Raw genomic sequence first — 25,387 nt, forward strand, 5'->3', positions numbered from 1 at the left:
AACGGCTTTATTTTATTCAACGCATCATATTAAAAATATAACAACAATTATTGAGGCACGTATGATCAGTATTAAAGAGAAAATCGCTTACGGACTTGGGGACACAGCAAGTAACATCGTCTTCCAAACGGTGATGCTGTTTTTAACCTTTTTCTATACCGATATTTTCGGTATTTCACCTGCATTTGTCGGCACGATGTTTTTAGCCGTGCGTTTAATCGATGCGGTAACCGACCCACTCATGGGCGCACTCGCCGATAGAACCAATACCCGTTGGGGTAAATTCAGGCCGTATCTATTGTGGTTTGCCCTGCCCTTTGGCTTTATCAGTGTGCTGGCATTCACCACCCCTGATTTAACTGAAGACGGCAAAATGATTTATGCCTTTGTAACTTATACGGCATTAATGATGGTCTACACCGCGATTAACATTCCTTACTGTGCATTAGGCGGCGTATTAACGGCCGATCCTAAAGAGCGCGTATCGGTGCAGTCATACCGTTTTGTATTTGCTATGTTGGGCGGCTTACTGGTGTCTGGTTTAACCTTACCCCTGGTCGAATTTTTAGGGGAAGGAGACCAAGCTAAAGGTTACCAGCTAACCATTACCGCCATGAGCATTTTAGGCGTGGCGATGTTTTTAGTGTGTTTTTGGGGCACTAAAGAGCGTCTTCACCCACCCATCGATCAGCAATCGAGTTTTAAGAAAGACTTTGGCGACATGCTCAAAAATGATCAATGGCGCGTGCTTGCGGTTGCTTCCGTGTGTTTATTATCAGGCATGGTATTGCGCACTAGCTTGGCTATTTATTACGTTAAATATTACCTCAACATGCCAGATTCAATCACCTTATTTATCACCTTAGGTATGGTTGGTAACATCTTTGGCTGTATTTTGGCAGAGCCTTTGGCGAAACGTTTTTGTAAGGTCAAAGCTTATATCACCTTACAACTCCTTGCTGCAGCCATGTGTATCGTGAGTTACTTTGTCCCTAGCGATCAAGTCGTGCTCGCTTTCGGCATGTTTATTATTTGGGGCTTTACCTTCAACATGGCAACCCCATTATTGTGGGCAAAAATGGCCGACGTTGTCGATTATGGCCAATACAAAAACGGCGTGCGCATTACCGGGATGATTTATTCTTCGGTGATATTTTTCATCAAACTGGGTGTCGCCATTGGTGGTGCTGCTGCAGGCTGGTTGCTTGCCGGTTATGGCTATCAAGCCGATACCGTTCAAACTGAAGCAACGCAACAAGGTATTTTAATATCATTCACGCTTTTCCCTGCCATTGGCTCAATTTTGGTCGCCTTAGTGATGCGCTGGTATGTGTTAGACAATAAAAGAGTTGATGAAATCCATTTAGAATTAAATAGAGAAGTAAAATAAAAGCATGTTAGTCTTGGCGCACTATGCTCCAAGGCTAATTTGAATTCTTTAACGTGAAATGACGATATGGCAACGATTTACGATGTATCTGTAATGGCAGGTGTTTCTCTGGCGACAGTGTCGCGAGTGATGAACAACAACACCAAAGTCAGTGACAAAACCAAACAGAAAGTATTAGATGCAATGCAAAGCTTAGGCTATCGTCCCAATACGATTGCCCAGTCTTTAGCGTCTAATTGTTCCAATAGCGTTGGCGTGTTGGTATCGCAACTCGACGGTCCATTTTACGGTCCGATGATGACCGAAATTGAAACCGTGCTTCGTAGCGCCAACAAACACGTGATTATCGCCGCAGGCCACAGCGATGAAGCGCAAGAAAAAGACAGTGTTGAGTTTTTAATGAGTCGCGGCTGTGATGCACTGATTTTAGACATTGAAGCCGTGTCGGACGAATACCTCATTGAACTGAGTAAAGGTTCAACGCCCATCGTGTTTATTAACCGCTATATTGACTCCATTAAAGAGCGCTGCGTTTATCTTGAAAATGAACAAGGTGGCTTTATGGCGACCAATCATATTTTGTCACTTGGCCATAAAGACATTGCTTATATTTCAGGCCCGCTGTTTAAGCTCGACGTAAGAGATCGTTTAAAAGGTCATCAACGCGCGCTTAAGCAATACAACATTGATTTTGATGACAGTCTCTGCATTGAAAGCGATTTTAAAGAAGCCGGCGGCAGCGAGGCTATGGAACATTTGTTGTCGCTAAACAAACCCATTACCGCTGTTGTATGCGCAAACGATCAGATGGCATCTGGGGCGATATCGGTTTGCTTAGAACAGGGATTGCGTGTGCCTGAAGACATCTCATTTATCGGTTACGATAATATTCCATTCCCTCAATACATTTCGCCTAAGCTATCCACAGTCAGCAACCCTATTCACGAAATGGGTAAAATGGCCGCAAGGTGGGTATTGCAAAATGTCTATAATGACAAAGAAACCGTGGTTGAAAGCTCATTCTTACCGGAGTTATTTATTCGCACCTCCACCAAAGCAATTGATTAACCTGCATCGCTAGCGTAAAAATCGCGATCACTATGATCTAAATATCTAAAACCAGCATTTGCTGGTTTTTTATTTTCTTGAGCATCACTTTTCACAAATTCATTTGATTATACCAATTCCATTAATTATCTGGTCATTCAGCGGGAGTTCTGTGTCTTCTAGGCAAGTAATAGAATTGTAGGCATAGTTGTTCTACGTCAAAATGCTATTAAGCAGCATGGAGGACACAGAAACCCGCCTTACAGGAGACACTCAGACCGTTCATTTCTTTGTTGCATTGCCTTAAAAGGGAATAACCATTATTTCAACAATGCGCCTCAAACTGAACAATCTGAGTGGCTCTGATTGGTCACATAATTAATAGAATTGGTATTATAGCCAAAAAGGTTATTCTGATGATGCTACCAATGGCTATTTATCAGATTAATCAGCACTAAAACTGGTAACATTTCCATCAACAAAAGAAAGCGCTTACATTTTTACCTAAAAAACCGGTTGAAAAATAAAATAAATATAAACAATAAGTTAAATTGAATGAACACAATTCCCTAGCACGATGGTTAACGAAATGTAATAATTTAAACTTGTTTTTGTTGACTAAGGTCACAATTTACACTAGTTTTATGTAAGCGCTTACATTAGCTGTTTTATATGACAACAATTTATAAATAATGATTGCAGCGCCGATGGAGAATTACAAAAAACGATTTGCGCCCAACTCGCAATATTGAAAGAAATAAATCTAGTCAATGGGGATTTCCTAGATGAAAACAAGAACATTTAACAAAACCAAGCTTGCGACCAGTTTATCGCTTGTACTTGGTATGAGCAGTATCCTACCAGCTCATGCTGCAGATGAAGTCAGCGAAGAAAATATCGAAGTCATTTCGGTTACTGGTATTCGTGGCAGTTTAATTAAATCAATGGATGTGAAGCGTTCTTCAAGTGGCGTTGTAGATTCTATTTCTGCTGAAGATATTGGTAAATTTCCAGACACTAACCTAGCAGAGTCGCTACAACGTATTACCGGTGTATCGATTGACCGCTCTAACGGCGAAGGCAGTAAAGTGTCTGTGCGTGGTTTTGGCCCTGACTACAACTTGATCACCCTCAATGGTCGTCAAATGCCAGTCACTACTGGCACTCGCTCATTTGACTTTGCTAACATCGCATCTGAAAGTATCAGCGGTGTAGAAGTCCATAAAACCAGCCAAGCATCAGATTCTACCGGTGGTATCGGCTCAACTATCAATATTTTGACTCATAAGCCATTGAACTCGCCAGGTCTTAAAGCGACTGTTGGCGTTAAAGCCGTTGATGACAAATCAACTGATAACGGTTCAGTGACACCTGAGGTATCTGGCTTATATTCAAATACCTTTGCCGATGACACCTTTGGTATTTCATTGTCTGCAAGCTACCAAGATCGTGAAAGCGGTAACCAACAAGCACAAGTCGGTACCGGCTGGCGCACATTCCCAGGTACCGCAACTAATGCCAGTGAATGGGGCGGCGTAGCCAACGACAACACCCAGGTTAACCGTCCTGGCGATGATGATTTCTATTCAGTGCCACAAACTACTGTGTATCGTTTTGAAGAACAGCAACGTACTCGTACAAACGGCCAGCTAGTTCTGCAATACAGCCCTATCGACACCGTTACCGCGACTTTAGATTACACCTACATGCGCAACGATATCGACACTCAATCAAATGACGTATCAGCATGGTTTAACTTTGTTCCATCTGAAAACGTATGGTCTGATGGTCCTTATGCATCACCGCTTATTTATTCAGAAACCTACGACTCACCCGCTGACTTATCAATGGCCGCCGGCGATTATGGCGTACGTAACGAAAGTGGTTCATTAGGCTTCAACATCGAGTGGCAAGCAACAGATAACCTAAAGCTAACCTTTGATGCGCACAACTCAGTGGCAGAAAACAAACCCAACAACCTTTACGGTTCAAGCAACAATTTAAGTACAGCAGCGTTTATCCGTACTAGTGCTGCAACCGACTTTAGCGGTGACTTACCGGTACTTGCAGTGGGCGGCGGTAACGCTGTAACCGCGGCAGATATGATGGTAACCGGTTCAGTATTTACCAACTCACGTAACAAGTCTGAAATTGACCAGTATCAATTTGACGGCGAATACTACCTTGAAGATGCGGGCAGCATTGATTTTGGTATTGCGTTAACAAACGTCAACAACCACTCTCAAAGCGTTAACGTGCAACGTAACGATTGGGGTGGCGTAGGTTCTGCTGGTGATTTAGATGATGCCTGGTTCCCTGCTGATACCATTCAAGATAAATTTGATGCCAATGGCGGTGATTTCTCACTTGCTGATGGTAACTTCGATATCCTAAATACTATATTCATGTGGGATTTTGCCTCAGTACGTGATTACGCAGCAGCAAATTATGCCTCTTCTGTTAGTGGTGATTGTGGAAATGGCTTCTGCCCGTCAACTAACTATGCAGCTGAAACAGATCGTTATACTGAAGAAGAATCACAAGCGATTTACGTACAGTACAACTACGAAGATGAAATTTCTGGTATGCCGTATGACGTGCATTTCGGACTGCGTTATGAACAAACTGATGTCACCTCAACCGCTGCAGTTGCCGGTTATGATGGTGCGGATTGGATTGCCGAAACAGAGATTGCGTTATCACCTACTGGTGAGCAAGTCTTTGAAACTAAAACCGGTGATTATGACTATGTACTGCCAAGCTTTAACTTCAATATTGAAGTGGTAGAAGATGTCATGCTCCGCGCTGCATACAGTGAAACCATTGGTCGTCCTAGCTACACAGACATTCAGGGCGGCACAGTATTAGCCACACTGGCTAACCGGACTAACGGTGGTGGTTCAGCGGGTAACCCAACATTATTACCGCTAGAATCTGAAAACATCGACTTCTCGGCAGAGTGGTATTACGCGCCATCAAGCTACGTCTCTGTGGGATATTTCCGTAAAGACACACAAAACTTTATCAGTGTTGATCCAGTTGCAACCACTAATGGTATTTACAACCCAGCATCGGGCGATTTATACAAAGCGGCTGTTGCTGCAACAGGCACAACGGAAGCGGGTGCAGTACGCGATTATATTTTCGCAAACTTTGCTGATAATGCTGCAGTAGATGCAACCAACCAAATCATTAGCGGCAGTGCTGCCAACAATGATGAGTTGTTAAACTTTAATATCAACACTCCATTGAACAGTTCAGAAAACTCAGTCATTGACGGTTGGGAATTTGCAGCGCAGCACTTCTTCGGCGAAAGCGGAGTGGGTGTGATAGCAAACTACACATTAGTTAACAGTGATTTAGCGCTAGTCGGTATCAGTGATACCGCCAACGCTGTATTAGTGTACGAAAACTATGGCTTCCAGGCTCGTGTGGCTTACAACTGGCGTGACGAGTTCTTAAGTTCAACGAGTCAAGGTACTGGTTTATTCCCTCAGTACACTGAAGCTTACTCGCAAATTGATTTGTCAGTCAGTTATGACATCGAGCAAGTTGAAGGCTTAACCGTGTTTTTCGAAGGACTTAACATTACTGAAGAGTATGTTCGTGTACACGGACTGGCTGACGAGCAAGTGTTAAATCTAACCGAAACGGGCGCGCGCTATAGCATTGGTGCTCGTTACACTTTCTAAGTGATAACCCACTTGATGTTTTATCCCGTCTTACCTCAGTTTGAACGGAATACATCAAGGCTCTATTTAGGTCGTTGAGGTGCACAAACTTTGTCACCTCTTTTTATTGCAAGATATTGAGTAACAAGGACGTTACTATTTTTATTAGGGATTTGCTCGTTTTTATATTGAAATTAGCACCCAGCCCAATTAAAACAAATAATTGAAAAAGCTTACATTTTACAAAATTCTACTTATGATGTTTCTGATGCGAATAAAACATCATAGAATCGTTAAAATAACAATAACGCCCAAAGCGTAGGTAGAGATAATGCAAAAACCAATCACCCAAATAGTCATTGTTGGTGGCGGCACCGCCGGTTGGATCACCGCAGGATTACTGGCGGCTGAGCATAATGTCGACAAGGGCGTATTGGCTAACTCTCCTAAGCTCAACATCACCTTAATTGAATCGCCCGATGTAGCCACCATTGGTGTAGGTGAAGGTACCTGGCCTTCAATGCGCTCAACCTTGAGCAAAATAGGCATTGATGAAAATGACTTTATTCGTTGTTGTGATGCCAGCTTTAAACAAGGCTCTCGTTTTATCAATTGGCGCACAGATACCGCCACAGCACAATCAACACAATCGACACAAACAAACAGCTACTTGCACCCTTTTAGCCTGCCACATGGACATCAAGAACTCGATTTATGCCCATTTTGGTTACCTCACTCAGAGCAAGTGAGCTTTGCGCAGGCCGTCAGTAGCCAGGAAGTATTATCACAGCTCGGTTTAGCGCCAAAAACCATCTCATCAGCGCAATATCATTTTCAAAATAATTACGGTTATCACCTCAATGCAGGCAAATTCAGCCAGCTGTTAAGCGAACATTGCACCCAAAAGCTGGGTGTAAAACATATTCGCGATCATGTCTGCCAGATTATAAATAATGACCAAGGCGATATTGATAAACTGATAACCAAAGAGCATGGTGAAATTAGTGGCCAATTATTTATCGACTGTACTGGCGTTAAATCATTGCTATTGGGCGAGCATTTACAAGTCCCATTTTTATGCCAAAAATCCGTATTATTTAATGACAGCGCCTTAGCGATGCAAGTGCCTTATGAAGACACTACAACCGCGATTGCCTCTTGTACTCACTCAACTGCACAGCCAAATGGTTGGATTTGGGACATTGGTTTACCTACCCGTAAAGGGGTCGGTTATGTGTATTCATCAAGCCACTGTAATGACAGCCAAGCTGAGCAAGTGCTACGTGATTACTTAACAGCCAACGGCACCAGTAATGAACTCGCCTCAAAACTTGAGCCGCGAAAGCTCAATATTAGCCCGGGTTATCATGCTAAATGTTGGCAAAAAAATTGTATTGCCATTGGAATGGCCGCTGGATTTATCGAACCGTTAGAAGCCTCAGCTCTTGCGTTAATTGAATGGACTGCTACCACAATAGCACAGCAATTACCGCCCAACCGCCAGGTGATGGACACGATTGCAGAACGAGTCAACTTACGTTATCAGCAGCATTGGCAACAAATCATCGACTTTTTAAAGCTGCATTATGTCATTAGCCAGCGTGAAACTGATGCCTATTGGCGCGATCATCGTGACAGCAGCTCAATACCCGAACGTTTACAAGCACAACTGGAATTATGGCGTTACCAGGCGCCAAGCCAACATGATATTAGCTATAAAGAGGCGCTCTTCCCAGCCGCCAGTTTTCAATATGTGCTCTATGGTATGGGCTTTCAAACTCAGTTACCAAGCCATGTAAAACCGTCTATGCAACAGCTTGCACAACGACTGTTTACCGATAATCAACAACGCACTCAAGCATTAAGCAAAAGCTTACCGAGTAACCGGGCACTACTAGATAAAGTGGCTCAATATGGTTTTCCTAAGCTTTAATGAGATTGATTGACATAAATGACATCACGTACAAAAATCATAACAATATACTGTATTTGAACGAATAAAATAGGATTTAACATGAGCCAACATGTACTACTTAACAGCATCGATCATAAAGACTTAAAGGTGAACACCAGCCGTTCTGCCGCATTAGGTGACAACCTTTGGTATACCGTGACATTCCCGCAAGAGTTTCGCAGCATTCAGGCTCACTACCCTATTTTCTTTCACAAAGATGTCGCTACAGGTCAATTTTATTCGGTAGCCTTATTTGGGTTTGCACAAAATGAAAATCTGTTTTTAACAGAATCTGGCTGGAATGCCGCTTATGTGCCGCTCAGTGTGCGCCGCCAACCTTTTTTAATCGGCCAACAAACCGTACGTGAAGATGGCTTAGAGCGTCAACAACGGGTGATTCATGTAGATTTAGATCATCCGAGAGTCAGCCAAACTGAGGGCGAAGCGCTGTTTTTACCTTATGGCGGTAACACTCCGTTATTAGATGAAGTCGGCGAAATGTTGGAAATCATTCATCACGGACTTATCGACAGCCAGCGTTTCATTAACGTGTTAATTGAGCATGAGTTACTCGAGTCATTTACCTTAGACATCGAACTCGACAACGGCCAAAAACATCAAATGATTGGTTTTTACACCATTAACGAAAACACCTTAGCCACACTCCCCGCCGACACGTTAGCCACCTTGCATCAACAAGGTTACTTGCAAGCCATTTATATGGCGCTAGCATCACAGAGCACAGTCCGTGATTTGCTTAACCTTAAAAATGCTCAAGGCTAAGGAACCGCGCAGATGTCCAATGACACATTAACAGCCGTCGACTGCGTCAGCGATTGGACGTTAGCGCAAGTCATGACGCACATAGAAAAAGCCGACAAACCCATGGTATTTAAAGGGTTGTGTCGTCATTGGCCTTTAGTGCAGGCAGGGCTTGAATCGGCCGACAAGGCGTTAGATTACCTGCGCCAGTTTTATCAAGGTTATGCCGTTACCGCCTATCACTTAGCACCAGAGCAACTAGGCCGAGTGTTTTATAATCAGCAGCTTGATGGCTTTAATTACCAGGCTGGCCGGCTTGATTTCAATCAACTGTTAGCACGCTTACAACAAGAAAATGCCAGCGAAAATCCTGCCGGCATTTACATGGGTTCTACTGATATTCATCAATGCCTGCCAGGGCTTGGTGAACAAAACAGCCTTAATTTACAGCCTATCAATCCACTGACCAGTATTTGGCTAGGTAACAAAACTAAAGTGGCGGCCCATTTTGACTTTCCGCTAAATCTTGCCTGCAACGTAGTGGGTAAGCGCACTTTCACCCTGTTTCCACCAGATCAAATCAGTAACCTGTATGTTGGCCCAATGGAGTTTGCTCCTGGCGGGCAGGATATCAGCATGGTGGACTTTGATAACCCAGATTTTGAGCGTTTCCCCAAATTTCAACAGGCGTTAGATGCGGCGTTAACCGCTGAATTAACGCCCGGAGATGTATTATTTATTCCCAGTATGTGGTGGCACCATGTACGCGGCATTGACGATATCAATGTACTCATTACTCACTGGTGGCGTGATACGCCGGGTTACTTAGGTCGCCCTAATAACGCATTACAGCACAGCATGTTAAGCCTACGGTCCTTGCCAAAGGCGCAGCGCCTAGCGTGGAAAGCTATGTTCGACCATTACATCTTTGAACATGATGATGTAGACGACAGTTATATCCCAGATAACGCTAAAGGCATGCTAACTAAACCGTTAGATGACTTAAATGCCCGTAAGTTACGCGCAGATTTAATCAATAAATTAAAACGATAATGCTGACTACAGCAAAAACTAAGATATTAAACAGGATGCCCAAGATGAATAAATCAATCAAAAAAGTCGTCATTGCTGGCGGTGGCACTGCAGGTTGGATGGCCGCAGCCGCGTTTAGCAAGCTCATGGGCAAAAACCTAGATATTGTATTAGTTGAATCAGACGACATTGGCACTGTCGGTGTTGGCGAAGCCACCATCCCTACGTTACACATTTTCCATCGATTATTGGGTTTAAAAGAGCAAGATGTCATGGCCGCCACCAATGCCACGTTTAAACTGGGGATCCAATTCGAAAACTGGCATGACGTGAATAAAGATTATTTGCACTCGTTTGGATTTTTAGGCAAAGACTGCTGGGCTTGTGGTTTTCAGCATTTTTGGCTTAAAGGCAAGCAGCAAAATATGGTCAGTGAAATCGGCGATTATTGCACTGAGCATTTAGCCGCTCGTCAGGGACGCTTTGCGGTATTACCCAATCAAGATTACAACCACGCTTATCATATGGACGCCAGTTTATACGCCAAATTCTTACGCAAATTTGCCGAGCAACATGGTATGACACGCATCGAAGGTAAAATTGCTGATGTATTGCAGCATGATGATTCAGGCAATATTAAAGCGTTACAGCTTGAAAGTGGCGACATCATTGAAGGTGATTTATTTATCGACTGCACCGGTTTTAAAGCCTTACTGATTGAACAAACGTTAAATACCGGCTTTGAAGATTGGAGCCATTGGCTACCTTGCGACAGTGCAATAGCGGTTCAAACCGAAGCCGTGCAACAGCCTATTCCTTATACTCGCTCGATTGCCCGTGAGTCAGGTTGGCAATGGCGCATTCCGCTACAAACCCGTACCGGCAATGGTTTAGTGTTTTGCAGTAAATTTATGTCTGATGCCGACGCCACCGCGTTACTGCTCAATAACATTGAAGGGCAACCAATAAATCAACCGCGAGTGATTAAATTCAAAACTGGCACGCGTCGCCAACATTGGAACAAAAACTGTGTTGCAATTGGCTTATCAGCAGGCTTTTTAGAGCCTCTAGAATCCACCAGTATTCATATGATCCAGCGCAGTATCGTGCGTTTACTGCAACTGTTTCCGGCGCATGGCGTCATTCAAGCTGACGTCGATGAATTTAACCAACAAACCAAAATTGAAATGGACAATATTCGCGACTTTATTATTTTGCATTATAAAGTCACCGACCGTGAAGACAGCCGTTTTTGGCGTTACTGTAAAAACATGCCAATTCCCGCCTCATTGCAGCATCGTATTGATATGTTTAGTCAATCTGGCAAAGTCTATAAATACGGTAATGAGCTGTTTGGCGAAAGCTCGTGGATCCAGGTCATGATGGGGCAAGGTTTGATACCTAAAGAGTATCATCCGATTGTCGATTTAATGGAACCCGCTGAGTTGCAAAGCTTTTTAAATAACATTAAAGCCACGGTTAAACGCAAAGTAGATACCCTGCCCGCGCATCACGACTTTGTACAACACTATTGCATGTCAACGGCAATGCAAGTCAAAGATGATGCAAGGGTAAGCTAACGATGTCGTCGCAATCAGCCACTCAGCCTATAGTACAGGTCAATCACATTTCACCTCAGGTGCAGTTGATTGGCCAACAACAAACGCCGGTTATTGTGCTTGATAATTTTGCAGGTGATATCTCTGAGTTAATTGATATCGCAATTAATGACAGTCAATTTAACCAGGATAAAAGCTCGTTTTATCCTGGGCAGCGGACGGCACTGCCAAGACAATATATTATCGATGTGCTTGATGCGGTATTTCAGCTTATTTACGATGTGTATCGTATTCCAACAACTCGGCGCTTAAAGCCACAACAAGGGGTGTTTTCGTTAATCGATACCCAGGAAAAAGACCTAATACCACTGCAATGTTTGCCCCACTTTGATACACCTAATCCGTATTACTTTGCCATTTTGCATTATCTTAATGACGGTCCCCATGGCGACACCGGATTTTTTAAGCACAACACCAGCGGTTTCGAACGGATTAATAACGACAATATTGACTCATACTTTAGCCAAGCACAGCCTTTTGTTGATCAAATAACCCAATCAAGTCCGCGTTATTGTGTTGCCAGTAATGAGCATTACAGCTTGTATCACCAGGTAGAATATCGGCCAAATCGTGTGGTGATTTACCCCGGTAACTTACTGCATTCAACCCTAGTCAATCCAGATAAAGACATCGATGCTAACCCGAAAACCGGTCGCCTTACCGCTAATCTATTTATCGATTTTCAGTCAACTAGCGCTCAATAAACCCTTTTAAGCATTCAGTCAGTTGTTGCGCTAACCCAGCCTCTCCCGCTTTTTCAAGCAATAACGCCACGCATTCTGCGGTGCATAACCCGCCCTCAAGCTGATTTCGCCTTAACGGATAAATAGAGGCATGTGTTGGCTGTAATCCCACTTTAACTACGCTTTTAAGATATGGGCTTTGATTATACATTTTACGGGCTTCTTGCCAGGTGGCATCAAGCAACAGCAAATACTCGAAGGATTGAGCGGAGTCATTAGCGGTGATATTGACACTCGCTGTAGCGTCTAAATTTAATTGTGCCGAATCATCATCGGTTGGAAACACTAAGCCCACACATCCTCCCTCAATGGCCGCTAGTAATGCCGCATCAGGCAGCTTACGATGCCACTCAATCACACGAGCACGCTCGCCTAACACTTGCAGCACTAATTGGCCTGTGTTATTGGCACGAAGCAACTCTCTTGAGTGGGTTAATAAGATGAACTGCACAACAATCCTTAAAAAGTGCTATACGCATGAATAATCAAGCAATGTAACACATTTTGAAAGGCGCTATTAGACATAATGAATTACACAATTGATACTTTTTAGCACCATCCTAATGGCATTTTTATGACCCATTTACGCTATAATCGCCATCAATCGGCAGGTGTGCCATCCATCATAATAAAAACCGAACTGAAGAACATTAATGGCTTACCCACAGATTATCGCATTATTTTTTACCATGATTATTTTGGCCATTGTACCTGGCCCTGCGGTTTTTGCGGTGGTGTCTCGCTCATTTTCTAATGGCTTTTCTCATGGCGTCGCGATGACAATTGGAGTGCTACTTGGCGATTTTCTGTATATCTTATTAGCCCTGTTTGGATTGTCTGCCATAGCCAATCCAATGGGGCCTGCATTTGAACTGATAAAATATGCCAGCGCCTTATATTTGTGTTGGCTTGGCATCAGTATGCTTCGCGCGACAGCGCATGGCGTTCAACTCGTTGAGACGGCCAAAGTCAGCTTAACTAAAAATGTATTCACTGGCATTTTGATTACTTTAGGTAACCCTAAAGCGCTGATTTTCTATGTGAGTTTTTTTCCCGCATTTGTGCCAATGAACCAGGTCAGCTTTTTGGACGTCATCATTATTTTAACCATTGCCACTTGTGCTTTTGGTTCGGTAAATCTCGGTTATGCTTACCTGGCATCGAGTGCGAAGCGAGTGTTTACCTCAACAAAAGCTGCCAACATCATTAATCGCACCGCGGGCAGTATTATGTTGCTTGCAGGCATCTTGGTTGCCATTACCTTATAGGATTTTCAATGACTGCTTTACGTTTTACCCCCTTAACTTTAACCAGCGGATTAACCTTCAAAAATCGTTTAGTGGTACCGCCTATGGCATCACAAACGGCAGACGTTAATGGTTTGGCAACCGAAAAAACCTTTAGCCATTATCACAATTTAGCCCAATCGGGTGCAGGCCTTGTGATGGTTGAATATAGCCATGTGAATTTGGCAGGGCGAAGTGAAACAAACCAACTCGGTGCGTACGATGATGCGTGTTTACTAGGGTTAACCCAGATAGCCAGTACACTGCATAATGCTGGCGTTAAAACGGGCTTACAAATTACCCATTGCGGCGGTAAAGACAGTGCCGGTATTAGCAGTGATATCATGGGCCCTTCTGGTATTACCGTACCCGCATACGACCGTGTGTTGCCGACGCCTCGGACAATGACATTAGGTGATATCACGACTTGGCAACAAGACTTTGTGGCGGCAGCAATACGCGCCGATAAAGCCGGTTTTGATTTAGTTGAAATCCACTGTGCCCATGGTTATGGGATTAATCAGTGGTTATCGCCATTGACCAATCAACGTCAAGATAAATACGGTGGCAACCTTGAAAACCGCGCCAGAATATTAATTGAAATAGTGACTCAAATTAAACAAGTCGCACCAAGACTAGCCGTTATGACGCGTATTCCGGGCCAAGATGGATACCCAGGCGGCTTATCTCATGCAGACATGGCACAAGTGAGCCAATGGTTAGTGGCTGCTGGCGTTGAAATCCTTAATGTATCGTCAGGTATTGGTGGTTGGAATCGACCTAAAGATAAACGCGGCGAAGGCTTTTTAGTTGAAGATGCCGCGCCGTTAACAGGCACCACCACTGCGGCGGTTATTGGTGTCGGCGGCATTGAAAGCGTGGACTATATCGAAACGATTTTGGCCACCAAGCAAGTAGATTTAGTCGCAGTAGGCCGGGCGATTTTAGCGGGCCCAAGTGAGTTTGCTAACAAGGTGATGCAAGGCTAGTCATTATCTGGCGCATTGACCATCGGCGATATGATGCCTTTAAAAATCAGCGGGTAGCGTCTTACTCGCTGACCAACATCGTCACTCATCACCTGTTTGTAGAGCAATTCAATATCATCATTGTCTTCAAATACCAGTAGCAGTCTATCTATGGCGGTGTGTAAGCCTTTTTTCAAAAAGGGTTGCGCCTGAAATTCAGCAATGTTGTGTCTCACAATAGCGATTTTTTCAGGATGACGGCGCAGCTCAACAAACACTTGCTCAAAGTAATCCATGTGCAGCACAGGTGTAGCACGATTGCCACGTCTTGGCCTTGGTGCACCAGAACCTCGTTTAAAATACATTGCTGGCAATGCCGTAACCTCATATTAACTAACTGTTAAACCACTATAAATAAACATATATACACAGGGCAACGACCATATAAACAACGACCGTTAACTCAATAGCGCCAATAAATCTTCGGCGTTACCTTGCCATGGCCCTTGAGTACCATCCGATAAAATACTGTCTGCCAAACCTTGTTTATGCTGCTGCATTTCCTGGATTTTCTCTTCCACCGTACCTTGCGCAATTAACTTGTACACAAATACCGGATTGAGCTGGCCAATACGATGCGCGCGATCGGTTGCCTGACGTTCTGCAGCAGGATTCCACCAGGGGTCGAAATGAATAACGGTATCGGCAGCCGTTAAGTTAAGCCCCGTACCGCCCGCTTTTAAGCTGATGAGAAATACCGAGTTGTCGCCCTCTTGAAACGCATCTATTTGGGTTTGTCTGTCGCGCGTTTGACCGGTTAATTTACTGTAGCTTATTGCCATGGTTTTTAATTCATCTTCAATCAGCGCGAGCATACCTGTGAATTGACTGAAAATAAGGATTTTGCGACCCTCTTCAATCATCTCGGGCACATTTTGAATTAACCAGGTGAGTTTAGCGTTGTCTTTAACTTGCTGTGCTTGCTCAAGTTTAACAAGGCGGGGGTCGCAACAGGCCTGGCGTAATTTTAATAATGCATCTAAAAACTCAATATGACTGCTCGACACGCCTTTTTTAGCAAACAGTTCGCGCAGCTTTTTCTCCATCACTAGGCGGATAGACTCGTACAAGTTACGCTGATCTTTCTCAAGCTCAAGTGTTTGGATAATCTCGGTTTTTTCTGGCAGTTCAGACACCACTTCTTTTTTGGTGCGCCGCAACATAAACGGTGAAATACGCTTGCTCAGCAATACTGATTTTTCAATATCCGCTTGTTTCTCAATCGGACCACGAAACTCTTTATTAAAGTAACTGTGCTGACCTAATAACCCCGGTAAACAAAAATCCATTAACGATTTCAGCTCGCCCAAGTGGTTTTCAAGCGGCGTCCCAGACAAACACAAACGAAACTTACCCTTTAAGGTTTTGATCACCTGGGTAACTTTAGCCTGGGCGTTTTTAATCTGCTGTGCTTCATCCAAAATAATATGGTCAAACACATAATCACCGTAAATAGCTTCATCGCGCAGCATTAGCGGATACGTTGTCACCACGACATCAAAGTCATTAATTTGATCTAACAATGGCTGGCGCTTATTACCATGAATAACCACCACATTGAGCGACGGAGCAAACTTGTTGGCTTCTTTAAGCCAGTTGCCCACTAAGCTGGTTGGACACACAATTAAGCTGGTGCGATGTTCAGTCGCATCTTGTTTCGCTTTAAGTAAAAACGCTAAGGTTTGGATGGTTTTGCCTAAGCCCATGTCGTCGGCCAAAATCCCGCCCAGTTGGTACTCTTTTAAAAAGCATAGCCAATCAAAACCTTGTTTTTGATAGTCGCGTAATGTGGCGTTTAAGCCCGCAGGTAACTCAACTTCTGTTACCCCTTTGAATTCCGCTAATTTTGTCGCAAGATTGCGCACTCGTTCGCCATTAAGCAAACGTACATCGCTGGCAGATAAGTCATTAAGGATGTGGGCTCGGTTTCGCGGTATCGCAATATGATCGCCAGAGTGACGATTAAACAATTCTTGAATAATCGAAATCAATGGCTTAATGGTTTTGGCTTTAATTTTAATAAAGCCGCCATTTGGGCCAGGAAGAATTAACTCGTCGTCATCGGCTGGCTCACCGTTTTGTTGTAACCAACGAGCAACTAAGGCTAATAACGGTACATTTTGACCTTCAATATCGGCGCTCAGTGATAATGAAAACCAGCCAGACTCATCATCGTCGACCAAATCAACATCTAACTGAGCATCGACAATTTTTAAATCAAAATCATCTTCAAACTCAATTTCTACGCCCAATGCGGTTAACGCATCTAAACCGCTTTCCGTTAAATCAGACCATTCAAAAATCGATTCAGGTAATAAGCCAACACTTAAAAAATACTCAGGCTGCTTGCCATATTCGCTCGGAATAAACGTCACTAAACCGGCTTCAGTCAAGGCTTGTAATATGGCTAACTCTTGATCGACATGGCGATGCACTTGATATTGAACACTGCCCTTTTTAACCAGACTAATACGTTCTGGTTTCAGTGAAGCATTAAAACTGATATTGCCATAATGTTGCTCAACCCGAATGACCGGTTGCAGTATGGGATTATTAGCATAGATTTCACGGGTAAAAATCAGTTTCGTGTTAAGTGGGTCGTTAATTTCACAAAAATCGATTTCGCTAGGTACGGGCACGGTTTTAGGTGAAAAATGCTGCAACATTTTGTGGCTAATCTGGTCCACTTGCGCCAATGGCACAGGCGGCATATGTTGCAATAAACTGATTTTTTTCGCCGATAAATCGGTGTCGATTTTACCTAAACGCAAATAATCTAATTCAACATACAATGGCGGCTCAGTCGCAATAAACTCCCAGTTTTCAAGACCGGGCATGCGCATTTGCATTTGTGTGTGTTTTTTATCAAGCTCACACCAGATAAACTCTGGCGCGATAGATTTAGCCCAGGTTAACGGGGTACGATTTTCTTCCCAAAAACACACTTGATCCGCCAGCATTTTGACCAACGCAAGGTATGAAATCTCACCGTCGATGTAGATTTTAGAACCTTGATTATTAGACGAGAGTAATAAGCTAATGATTTGTTTATCGTCGGGGGCAATCCACCACGGCATACTGTAGCGAATGTCGGTTAACGCCAGCTTACTGCCTTTATTATATTGACCTTTTTTATTGAGCTTACTGCGTTTAAATTCGACAAAGATACCGTTAGGGTCGTTTGACAGCACATAAATAATGCGGTCTTTTTCTTCTTCCTCATCTTCAAACTCAGTCACCGTTTTTTGTTCATCAAGCTGGCGCAACCACTGGTGAATGCGTTGCTCTTCTACCGGTTTTTTATCCACCAACGCTAACATTGCGGCAGCAACGTGTTTGCAATTTGTGCGCACGGGACAAGTGCAGTGCGATCGCATCACTATTTTGTGGTTAACATTGACGAGGGTGATTTCTTGGCGGTATGGCTCTTCAGCAGAACCTTCAACATAGGCTTCTATATCATGATTATCACTGCTGGCGCTCACTTCTAATACTCGACCCTGGATCAAGTAGTTTTGTGCTTTTTGAATTTGCGTGGCCGAGAACAGTTTCGCAATCATCTCTAATGAAAGCTTAATGGGAAGATTAAACAGTTTCGCCGACATCAATATACCTAATAAAAACCGAGCAGAAAAATCATCACTGCTGATAAAAAGTTAACTTACCATTCTATGGAAGAAAGCATGCAATATCTAGCTTTTGCGTGTTGTTATGCGTTAATTAACCACGAATAAACGTAAATGCCGTTTGCATCTTGATACGTTGATGATAGAAATTCGGTTTACCCTTTGGCGCTCAATTCAATTATTTAACTGAGGGCAAGCTTAGAATGTGTTCACAAGAGGGCATGACTTTGCTGCTAAGGCGCAAAATACTGTGCCTTGTGAGTAGCGGTTTCGCAGGATTGGCTTGATATGAATAGCGCCAAGGAATAGCACTATTCACTGAAAATGGCGTGTAACCATCAGCCAAGATTAACTGGTGGTTCAGAGATGATCGGTTAAGCGTGACTCACCTCTTGGTAAGCTTTTAGTTAACCCACTGCTCAGCAATGATAATGATGCTTAAAAATATCAATGCTGGCGATAAAATGAATAGCGTTTTTAAGCGCGTAAGCTGCTGACGCATTTGTTGTAATTGCGGGTCGTCAATACTCGCGAGTTTACCTGAGTGAAACGATTCCATCACAAACAACGATGTATTGCGTTGCCCTCCTCCTGCACTGCGGCCAAGCGCCTCACAATGTTGATATTCATCTTGATAATGTTGTTGAATATATAAGTAAATACCATGAGTACATTGGTTGAGTTTATAAACCGCAAATATCGCGGCAATGAGCGTCACTATTGTCCCAATAATTGTAATCAATACGACTCCTACCTTTATTTCATTCAATATTAGCGCCACCAGCGTGCGAGTAAAACAGCAACTGCCGATGGCATTCTTATTTGACCTGATAGTGATTAATACTATGCTTGGCTCTTGAGACGATTTAAAACGAGCGCTTAACACTAACGCTAACGCTCAAGGTTAATCATTCAGGTTAATCATTGGTTAAAAACGCTCAACAGACCATTGAATCGCCATAATACCAATCGCGACAGAACCGACTTGCATTCCCCACACCCGATACCATCGTTGATGACGGCAAAAAACCAGTATGGGTAACACTACGGCTAAAATCGCTAACTGGCCCACTTCAACACCTAGGTTGAACGCTAAAATGGCCAGTAACTTTTGGTTTTCAGGTAATCCCAACTCACCGAGCACACCGGCAAACCCCATCCCATGAAGTAAACCAAAGCCAAATGTTATCCAGCCTAAACGCAATACAATAGGCCAAATATTATTAAGCGCTGCAAATAAGACCGATAAAGCAATGCCAAGTTCAACCCAATGGCTACTAAAATCTAAAATACCTAATGCTGTGGCCGTTAATGTTACCGAGTGAGCCAAGGTAAACGCAGTAATAATCCATGCGGTCTGTTTGATAATTTTTATTGGGCTTTCAATTGCCTGCCAGCTTTTTTGCTCACGAATAAGCACGCAAGTTAATAATAAGGCCAATAAAAATAAAATATGATCAGTACCTTTCCAAATATGAATCACACCTTGATAAACATATTCTGTGAAGGTGTCGTAGGTTGAGCTCTCAGCTAAATTAATCAGTAATGTACGGTTATCATTACTGATCACTCGGGTGTATTGATGCTCAGGCGTATCAATCGTCACAATCGATTTATGGTCAGTATCGACCTCAAAAAAAGCTTGATAATCGATTTTAAGCGCACCATCACCCTGGCATAGGCCATTAAATGATGCGACTAAATAACCTTCGTTAAAATGTTGGTCCACTTGCTGGGCGACATCAAACACCAATTCACAGTCTTGATTGCGGTTTATGATTAAATTTGATTGTAAATAGTGGGTCACCGCAAGCTGATTGCGTTGTAATTCGCCCCAGGTTAACTGACCATTTTGATTCTGGTCGATATCAATCACTTGATAAAGATCGAAAAAGCGTACTTGCCACGCGCCCTGCAATTGCCCTTGTTGATCTAAGTTTACCGACAAATAACTGGTACTCATTTGATGAGCAACGCTGGCATGACTGATAATCAACAAACCGATTAATGCGATACTTTTAGTTGCGGTCATTAACCACTTAGATAGGTTCACAGTGTATTCCTTTTTACTGGTTACGGCTTAAACCGTCTCTTTGGTTTGTTGTTTGAGCAATAAACGCGCTTCTTCAAGCAAAGTGCGATCATTAATTTGCCTTGCAATACGCCAGTTTACTTTGGCCCAGTACAGTGCTTTTGTTGGTTGCACATCGACATATAAATAATATTGTGCCAACTCCGAGGCGTGTAAGCTGTCTTGTCTTTGTTCACGCAGCTCGACACGTTGCGCAAAGGCCCATTGCCATTCAACAGATCCCTTAAGCACCTTTTCTGCCCTTGCTAAACGCAGCAAGAGTGCATCATCTTGTATAGGATTTCCGTTAACAATATCACCTAATGTATCAACAACTTGCTGATGTTGCTGTAAAGACATTTGCACATCGGCCCACAGGGCTAATAAGCTCACCGGCGCACGTTGTAAGTCGACCTGGTTTAAATACGCTAAGGCACTCTCAGCAAGATCTTGTCGCATGGCCATATCTGCTAATATTTGCACTATCCAATATTGTTCTTGTTCATTAATGGGTTGATATAAATTGTATAATCGCGCCAACTCTTTGTAGCTTTCTGGCAACTTACCATTTTGCCCTGCCACTTCTAACGCGCAGGTCGAAATGAGTAAAATATCGGCTTTACCGATTAACGCCAAGCAGGCTTCGCGCGCACCGACGACATCACCTTGCACTAAATGAATATTGGCTTTTAATAACCAGCTATTAACGGCTAACGGGTCTAAGGTAATTGAGCGTTCTAATGCCTTAATCGCTTTAGAAAATTGATGTTGATGCTGTAACACACGCGCATACAAGTAAAAGGTTTGCGCATCAGGACTTTGTTGACTCATTTTGGCTTGCAACAATGCTTTGGCACGGCCATAACGATAATCGGCCTCACCAGGATATTGCCCCTGCTCAATAAACTCGCTAATTTGAGCTAGGCTAACCTCTTGATTTGCATTATTTGCATAGGTGGGTGAATCGTCAAGTACCTTCCAGGTTGCAATGACTTCATCTTGCGATGCTGGCGTGTATGGCGCAGCCACACTGTTATTTGCAAACACGATACCCAGCCCCATCAAGGCGGTTAATGTTGTGCGTATTATCCGAGTTGCTACACCTTGCATATATTCTCCTTAGTGCCATCCATGGCTATTTTCGTCCTGTTTTACAGTTAATTGATGCTTAATCTAGTAATAGATCGTCATAGAAGTTAGCTTCACTGACATCATTACTGACATCGCGACCATTAAGTCGTAACGGCTCATCGTTAGCATCTTGTGAAAATGCCTGACGACTCAAACTTGAAAACTGCAACTGTTGTGCTTCAATCGTCACCATGACGGTGGCATTAACAGAGTCATTAATGCCGTCAGTCACGGCAATGGTAAAGCTATCTGTACCGGTGACCTCCGTGTTTGGCGTATACGTAAATTCGCCATTGGGTGTTAAGCTCACCATGCCCAAAGTCGGTTGTTGATTTAAGGTAAACCCTAAAACATCGCCGTCGCCGTCGCGGGCTGTAATTTTCGCCATCACTGCCGTTTCGGTTTCTGTGGTTAACATGATGTCGTCAACCTTTGGCGCTTTATTGACGGCATTTTTGTTATGGTCGTCTGAGTTACATCCAGCCAGCAAACCAGCGCTTAATAGGCTAGTTAACAGCAAGGATTTAGTGATAGATTTAGTCGATGTGTTCATTATTGACTCCTTATTTTGAACCCGACAATGGCGTCGCTAAGTAAGGGAAGTGATCCATCATCATGCTTGCATTAACCGGAGCACCATCGGTAAATGGCACGTTACCGACACTGGCATCATCTTTAGTACACAAGCCTAAGTCTGTGTCTGTTCCGTTAACAGGGATGGGATAACATAAACGTCCCATCACCACACGCAGCGCAATATCCACCACGTCATCACCTGGGCGACGACCATTTGGGAAACCGGCTAAATCATCGCCAGCAACACCAAATGCAGATTGCATTGCTTGTGGCTTAGCGGGAATACCGGTATTTAAACGCAGCATTTCTGATGGCGTCACGGTTTCAAGTTGGTTAACACCAGCAAAGCCGGTTAAAAAGGCGGTGACTAAATCTGTTCGTGGAAAGTTTGTTGGTGCTAGGGTTGCAATATTGGCACCCAGCGTTTGATTAACCGCATCTTTAAACAGAATGTTTAACAGCTCAGGTAAGCTTGGGTGAGTGACATAATCAGCAAATTGAGTATCATCTTTTGGATGCGCACTCGAGAAGGTGTCTTTGTCTTTTAAGCCAATCACCAACTCATTAACCAATGGATTACCTAAACGAGATACCTGAGTTAATGCACCACCGTTAACCTCCGTTTTACCGTTTTTAGCGTTCGGGTTTAAAATGCGTGCTTGCGGTAAGCTCGCAGTAGTCCACGCACCAATCGTGCCGTTACCCTGGGTGGTTAAACATGACTTGGGTACTTCAATCGACAATGCGGTGACGTTTTTATCTATCAAGTCATCGTTGTCACTTGATTGGGTAATACCGCCAGGGAATCCGCCCTGATCGCCCGCACCAGGAGCACTGTCGCCTTCAACAGGCACGTAGTTAACTAAATCAAAGGTTTTACCTAGGTTAACCACAAACGGGTCTTTACGTTGGCCAACAAACACTTTGGCAGGACTTTCACAGCCCTCTATAGCAAATTCATACACAAATTGGCTGGCGTAGTCGGCATAGGCCGCGGTATCACCAAAACTTTTATTACCGATATAATCAAGCGGCTTATTGAATGTGGTGCCACCAGCACTGTGACTTAATACCGTGGCATTACCGTCCATTTGCGCGCCTTTTACCAAACTCAATTGATAAGATTCAGTAAAGTTTGCAGCGCTTTGATCGCCTGCGCTAATGGCACCCACATTTTTAAGCGGCACGGCAACGCTGCGTTGATTACCGGCAGGCCCAACCGTCAAAGCAATACCTTGATTATTATTGGCGAGCTCGTTGGTAAATTGAAATTGGAAGGTTAAATCTTCTATCGCATCACCGTCATTATCAATGTGGATGCTGTATACCGCGGCGGGGTCCATTGCGTAATAGTTAGGTCCACCATAAGCATCTTGCAGGGGAATATAATTGGCGATTAACGTGACGTATTCTTCGCGTCCCGCTTCGTAACTGTTAAAGGCATAAAAATCGGTCGAGTCTAATGTTGGCATACGGGTAATGTTTGGTGCTTCTCGGTGGCTTGATGCTAAGGCGTTAGCGCCTAGTAAGCTGCTACAAACGAGACTTGCGATGAGCGATACTTTGAGTACTTGCATGACTATGTCCTTGTTGTTTTGAGTAGAGTCATGTCAATAAACGGATGAGATGCGATATTGGATGCAATAAATGAGATTTAATTTTTACACTTCAGAAAAATTACATTCAATATATTGATTATAAAAGAAATAAACTTTAAAAATAAAATGTGCACATTCCGCTTAATCATAAAAAAACGGCCTAAATAAATTTAGGCCGTTATAAAGTGATTAAACTCATCACTCAAAAGCAATGATACCGCTTACCTGTGACTTAGCAGTTGTTGCTGGGTATTTGTTGCTGAGTATTTGTTGCAGAGTATTTGTTGCTGAGTATTTGATATTTAGAACTTTATACTTCAACTTGATACTTCTACTTGGAACTATAAGCTGGAACAACAAGCGCTAACTGCACCTGTAACGACAAGCTTTAACTACAAATTTCAACTACAAATGTTAACTACAATATGGCTAACTCTGCGGTGTAGAGCACCTCTGTCGGCAAGCCATTTGGCGAACCATTTAACGGTTCTAAACTGACCGCTAATGCGACAATATCAACCTCATCAAATTGGCTGTTTTTAGGCAACGATAGTTGACCTGACTTTGGCAACAAGCCTAGTGATATCGGGTTTTCAACACCTTTAGCAATCATCCATAACTCATAATCTTTATTGGCCAGTGGCGTAAAGTTACTGGTTGAGCGCACTTCAATACTGCGTTCAGTCACTTCAATTAACCATAAGGCTTGCGATTCAGCGCCTTGCACTACGGCCATCTGCTGGGCAACGGGTAAATCAATGGATTGTTGTTTAACTAACACGACGGCCAAGATAATTGCAGCAGCGGTAGCAAACGATGCTGCCCCCTGCCATAAGCGAGTCTTAAATGATGACAATGACACCACATTTGACTGAGGTGATGTTGATGGCGCACTGGTTTGCACATCTGCAGTATCAGTTGCAGCACGCGTGTCGATATCGGCATTAGCCACGGTAAAACCAAGGCGTTGGCTGATGTGTTGCCACACAGCCTGTTCAGGTTCAACTGGGGTTAAACATTCGTTCATGCCATGTAAATGTTGCTCCCACAACCAGGTACTTTCACGCAGGCTGGGGATCTGCATCATCAAGGTTTGAAAGCGGCGACGAGCCTGGCCACGTAATGTGCCCAAAACGTATTCGGCGGCTAATGCATCTCGTAATTCGGGGTCGCGATAATTCATAATGCTAAACACCTCTGCAATTGTTGTAAGCCTCGACGGATCCAGCTTTTAATCGTGCCCAATGGTAAGTCTAAATGCCCAACCACTTCATGGTGGGTTAAGCCGTTGTAATAGGCTAAATGAATGGCTTGTTTTTGTTGAGGTTCAAGCTCACCCATACAATCATCAAGCTTGGTCTTAGTGATATCAGGCCCTTCATCTGCCCCCTCTCCTGACATAGGAGCCTCGAACATGGCTTCTTGGCCATCTTCAAATTGATCTTCTTTACGCACTTTGTGATATCGCAGCATGTCTAGTGCTCGGTAACGCACAATGCTAATCATCCACGTGAGTACCAGGCCTTTACCGTGTTGATACTCGGTCGCGTTATGCCATATTTTGACATAGGCTTCTTGCAAGGCTTCTTCGGCAAGTTCTCGCCTGCCGAGCATTTTTAAACTCACGGCAAATAACTGGCCAGACGTCTGTTTATACAGATTTGCAAAGGCTTGTTTATCGCCTGCGGCAGTTGCACTAAGCAACCCTAATAACGTGTCTTGTTCCATAGTCAACGATGCTTCCTATTGGTAGGTCTGCTGGCAAAAATAACGGCCCAATAAATTCAATACGTCGCAACAGCCCTTTTGGATGCATCATTTGAAAAATAAAATGTAGCAATCAAACTGAGCAA

Annotated in this window: 20 protein-coding genes; 10 read left to right on the plus strand and 10 right to left on the minus strand. The window is 43.5% G+C overall.

Annotation, left to right across the window (positions count from 1 at the left end; all coding sequences use genetic code 11):
• Window positions 1-61 precede the first annotated feature (61 nt).
• From ACROAE_RS10300 to ACROAE_RS10335, 8 genes are all read left to right on the plus strand, one after another.
• Window positions 62-1,390: a glycoside-pentoside-hexuronide (GPH):cation symporter gene (locus ACROAE_RS10300; protein ID WP_432401402.1), complete on the plus strand. Its 1,329-nt coding sequence runs from the start codon at window positions 62-64 to the stop codon at window positions 1,388-1,390.
• Between the two features lie 66 nt (window positions 1,391-1,456).
• Window positions 1,457-2,458, plus strand: coding sequence for a LacI family DNA-binding transcriptional regulator (locus tag ACROAE_RS10305; RefSeq protein WP_432401404.1), 1,002 nt, complete (start codon window positions 1,457-1,459; stop codon window positions 2,456-2,458).
• A 764-nt stretch (window positions 2,459-3,222) separates the two neighbouring features.
• Window positions 3,223-6,129: a TonB-dependent receptor gene (locus tag ACROAE_RS10310; RefSeq protein ID WP_432401406.1), complete on the plus strand. Its 2,907-nt coding sequence runs from the start codon at window positions 3,223-3,225 to the stop codon at window positions 6,127-6,129.
• 310 nt (window positions 6,130-6,439) lie between these two features.
• Entirely contained in the window at window positions 6,440-8,041 is a 1,602-nt protein-coding gene (locus ACROAE_RS10315) for a tryptophan halogenase family protein (RefSeq protein WP_432401408.1), read from the plus strand.
• An 81-nt stretch (window positions 8,042-8,122) separates the two neighbouring features.
• A complete protein-coding gene (locus ACROAE_RS10320; protein ID WP_432401410.1) occupies window positions 8,123-8,845 on the plus strand; it encodes a SapC family protein in 723 nt (240 codons plus the stop codon).
• A 72-nt stretch (window positions 8,846-8,917) separates the two neighbouring features.
• Window positions 8,918-9,877: a cupin-like domain-containing protein gene (locus ACROAE_RS10325; RefSeq protein WP_432401550.1), complete on the plus strand. Its 960-nt coding sequence runs from the start codon at window positions 8,918-8,920 to the stop codon at window positions 9,875-9,877.
• 44 nt (window positions 9,878-9,921) lie between these two features.
• On the plus strand, window positions 9,922-11,436 hold the full coding sequence (locus ACROAE_RS10330) for a tryptophan halogenase family protein (protein ID WP_432401412.1): 1,515 nt from the start codon (window positions 9,922-9,924) through the stop codon (window positions 11,434-11,436).
• A 2-nt stretch (window positions 11,437-11,438) separates the two neighbouring features.
• Entirely contained in the window at window positions 11,439-12,179 is a 741-nt protein-coding gene (locus ACROAE_RS10335) for a DUF6445 family protein (RefSeq protein WP_432401414.1), read from the plus strand.
• Here ACROAE_RS10335 and ACROAE_RS10340 read toward each other — a convergent pair.
• Window positions 12,166-12,669 carry a DTW domain-containing protein gene (locus tag ACROAE_RS10340; RefSeq protein ID WP_432401416.1) on the minus strand — a complete coding sequence of 168 codons (504 nt, stop codon included), beginning with the start codon at window positions 12,667-12,669 and terminating at the stop codon, window positions 12,166-12,168. The genes ACROAE_RS10335 and ACROAE_RS10340 overlap by 14 nt on opposite strands.
• A gap of 202 nt (window positions 12,670-12,871) precedes the next feature.
• On the opposite strand from ACROAE_RS10340, the gene ACROAE_RS10345 reads away from it, so the two are divergent.
• Window positions 12,872-13,486, plus strand: coding sequence for a LysE family translocator (locus tag ACROAE_RS10345; protein WP_432401418.1), 615 nt, complete (start codon window positions 12,872-12,874; stop codon window positions 13,484-13,486).
• Window positions 13,487-13,494: 8 nt separating this feature from the next.
• Complete coding sequence (locus ACROAE_RS10350) at window positions 13,495-14,493, plus strand: NADH:flavin oxidoreductase (protein WP_432401420.1); 999 nt, start codon at window positions 13,495-13,497, stop codon at window positions 14,491-14,493.
• Here the strand turns inward: ACROAE_RS10350 and ACROAE_RS10355 are convergent.
• The 9 genes from ACROAE_RS10355 to ACROAE_RS10395 all read right to left on the minus strand — a co-directional run bounded on the left by ACROAE_RS10355 (window position 14,490) and on the right by ACROAE_RS10395 (window position 25,262).
• Complete coding sequence (locus ACROAE_RS10355; protein ID WP_432401422.1) at window positions 14,490-14,837, minus strand: hypothetical protein; 348 nt, start codon at window positions 14,835-14,837, stop codon at window positions 14,490-14,492. The two genes, ACROAE_RS10350 and ACROAE_RS10355, sit on opposite strands and share 4 nt — an antisense overlap.
• Window positions 14,838-14,930: 93 nt before the next feature.
• Window positions 14,931-18,137 (minus strand): SNF2-related protein, encoded by a 3,207-nt coding sequence (locus ACROAE_RS10360; RefSeq protein WP_432401424.1) that lies wholly within the window; start codon window positions 18,135-18,137, stop codon window positions 14,931-14,933.
• Window positions 18,138-18,561: 424 nt separating this feature from the next.
• Complete coding sequence (locus ACROAE_RS10365) at window positions 18,562-18,900, minus strand: hypothetical protein (protein ID WP_432401426.1); 339 nt, start codon at window positions 18,898-18,900, stop codon at window positions 18,562-18,564.
• Window positions 18,901-19,086: 186 nt separating this feature from the next.
• A complete protein-coding gene (locus tag ACROAE_RS10370; RefSeq protein WP_432401552.1) occupies window positions 19,087-20,190 on the minus strand; it encodes a HupE/UreJ family protein in 1,104 nt (367 codons plus the stop codon).
• 48 nt (window positions 20,191-20,238) lie between these two features.
• Window positions 20,239-21,339 (minus strand): tetratricopeptide repeat protein, encoded by a 1,101-nt coding sequence (locus ACROAE_RS10375; protein ID WP_432401428.1) that lies wholly within the window; start codon window positions 21,337-21,339, stop codon window positions 20,239-20,241.
• A 58-nt stretch (window positions 21,340-21,397) separates the two neighbouring features.
• Window positions 21,398-21,913, minus strand: a complete 516-nt coding sequence (locus ACROAE_RS10380) for an Ig-like domain-containing protein (RefSeq protein ID WP_432401430.1) — start codon at window positions 21,911-21,913, stop codon at window positions 21,398-21,400.
• A 10-nt stretch (window positions 21,914-21,923) separates the two neighbouring features.
• Window positions 21,924-23,513, minus strand: a complete 1,590-nt coding sequence (locus tag ACROAE_RS10385; RefSeq protein WP_432401432.1) for a DUF4331 domain-containing protein — start codon at window positions 23,511-23,513, stop codon at window positions 21,924-21,926.
• A gap of 439 nt (window positions 23,514-23,952) precedes the next feature.
• Window positions 23,953-24,717: an anti-sigma factor gene (locus ACROAE_RS10390; RefSeq protein WP_432401434.1), complete on the minus strand. Its 765-nt coding sequence runs from the start codon at window positions 24,715-24,717 to the stop codon at window positions 23,953-23,955.
• Window positions 24,714-25,262, minus strand: coding sequence for a sigma-70 family RNA polymerase sigma factor (locus ACROAE_RS10395; protein WP_432401554.1), 549 nt, complete (start codon window positions 25,260-25,262; stop codon window positions 24,714-24,716). The genes ACROAE_RS10390 and ACROAE_RS10395 overlap by 4 nt, the downstream gene beginning before the upstream one ends.
• Window positions 25,263-25,387: the final 125 nt, after the last annotated feature.

The organism is Shewanella sp. MF05960 (assembly GCF_050849305.1).
GTDB lineage: Bacteria > Pseudomonadota > Gammaproteobacteria > Enterobacterales > Shewanellaceae > Shewanella.

Bases quoted from the DNA above. Each gene is read 5' to 3' on its own strand.
- ACROAE_RS10300 (WP_432401402.1), top strand. From the start codon at position 62: ATGATCAGTATTAAAGAGAAAATCGCTTACGGACTTGGGGACACAGCA.
- ACROAE_RS10305 (WP_432401404.1), top strand. From the start codon at position 1,457: ATGGCAACGATTTACGATGTATCTGTAATGGCAGGTGTTTCTCTGGCG.
- ACROAE_RS10310 (WP_432401406.1), top strand. From the start codon at position 3,223: ATGAAAACAAGAACATTTAACAAAACCAAGCTTGCGACCAGTTTATCG.
- ACROAE_RS10315 (WP_432401408.1), top strand. From the start codon at position 6,440: ATGCAAAAACCAATCACCCAAATAGTCATTGTTGGTGGCGGCACCGCC.
- ACROAE_RS10320 (WP_432401410.1), top strand. From the start codon at position 8,123: ATGAGCCAACATGTACTACTTAACAGCATCGATCATAAAGACTTAAAG.
- ACROAE_RS10325 (WP_432401550.1), top strand. From the start codon at position 8,918: ATGACGCACATAGAAAAAGCCGACAAACCCATGGTATTTAAAGGGTTG.
- ACROAE_RS10330 (WP_432401412.1), top strand. From the start codon at position 9,922: ATGAATAAATCAATCAAAAAAGTCGTCATTGCTGGCGGTGGCACTGCA.
- ACROAE_RS10335 (WP_432401414.1), top strand. From the start codon at position 11,439: ATGTCGTCGCAATCAGCCACTCAGCCTATAGTACAGGTCAATCACATT.
- ACROAE_RS10345 (WP_432401418.1), top strand. From the start codon at position 12,872: ATGGCTTACCCACAGATTATCGCATTATTTTTTACCATGATTATTTTG.
- ACROAE_RS10350 (WP_432401420.1), top strand. From the start codon at position 13,495: ATGACTGCTTTACGTTTTACCCCCTTAACTTTAACCAGCGGATTAACC.
- ACROAE_RS10355 (WP_432401422.1), bottom strand. From the start codon at position 14,837: ATGTATTTTAAACGAGGTTCTGGTGCACCAAGGCCAAGACGTGGCAAT.
- ACROAE_RS10360 (WP_432401424.1), bottom strand. From the start codon at position 18,137: ATGTCGGCGAAACTGTTTAATCTTCCCATTAAGCTTTCATTAGAGATG.
- ACROAE_RS10370 (WP_432401552.1), bottom strand. From the start codon at position 20,190: ATGACCGCAACTAAAAGTATCGCATTAATCGGTTTGTTGATTATCAGT.
- ACROAE_RS10375 (WP_432401428.1), bottom strand. From the start codon at position 21,339: ATGCAAGGTGTAGCAACTCGGATAATACGCACAACATTAACCGCCTTG.
- ACROAE_RS10380 (WP_432401430.1), bottom strand. From the start codon at position 21,913: ATGAACACATCGACTAAATCTATCACTAAATCCTTGCTGTTAACTAGC.
- ACROAE_RS10385 (WP_432401432.1), bottom strand. From the start codon at position 23,513: ATGCAAGTACTCAAAGTATCGCTCATCGCAAGTCTCGTTTGTAGCAGC.
- ACROAE_RS10390 (WP_432401434.1), bottom strand. From the start codon at position 24,717: ATGAATTATCGCGACCCCGAATTACGAGATGCATTAGCCGCCGAATAC.
- ACROAE_RS10395 (WP_432401554.1), bottom strand. From the start codon at position 25,262: ATGGAACAAGACACGTTATTAGGGTTGCTTAGTGCAACTGCCGCAGGC.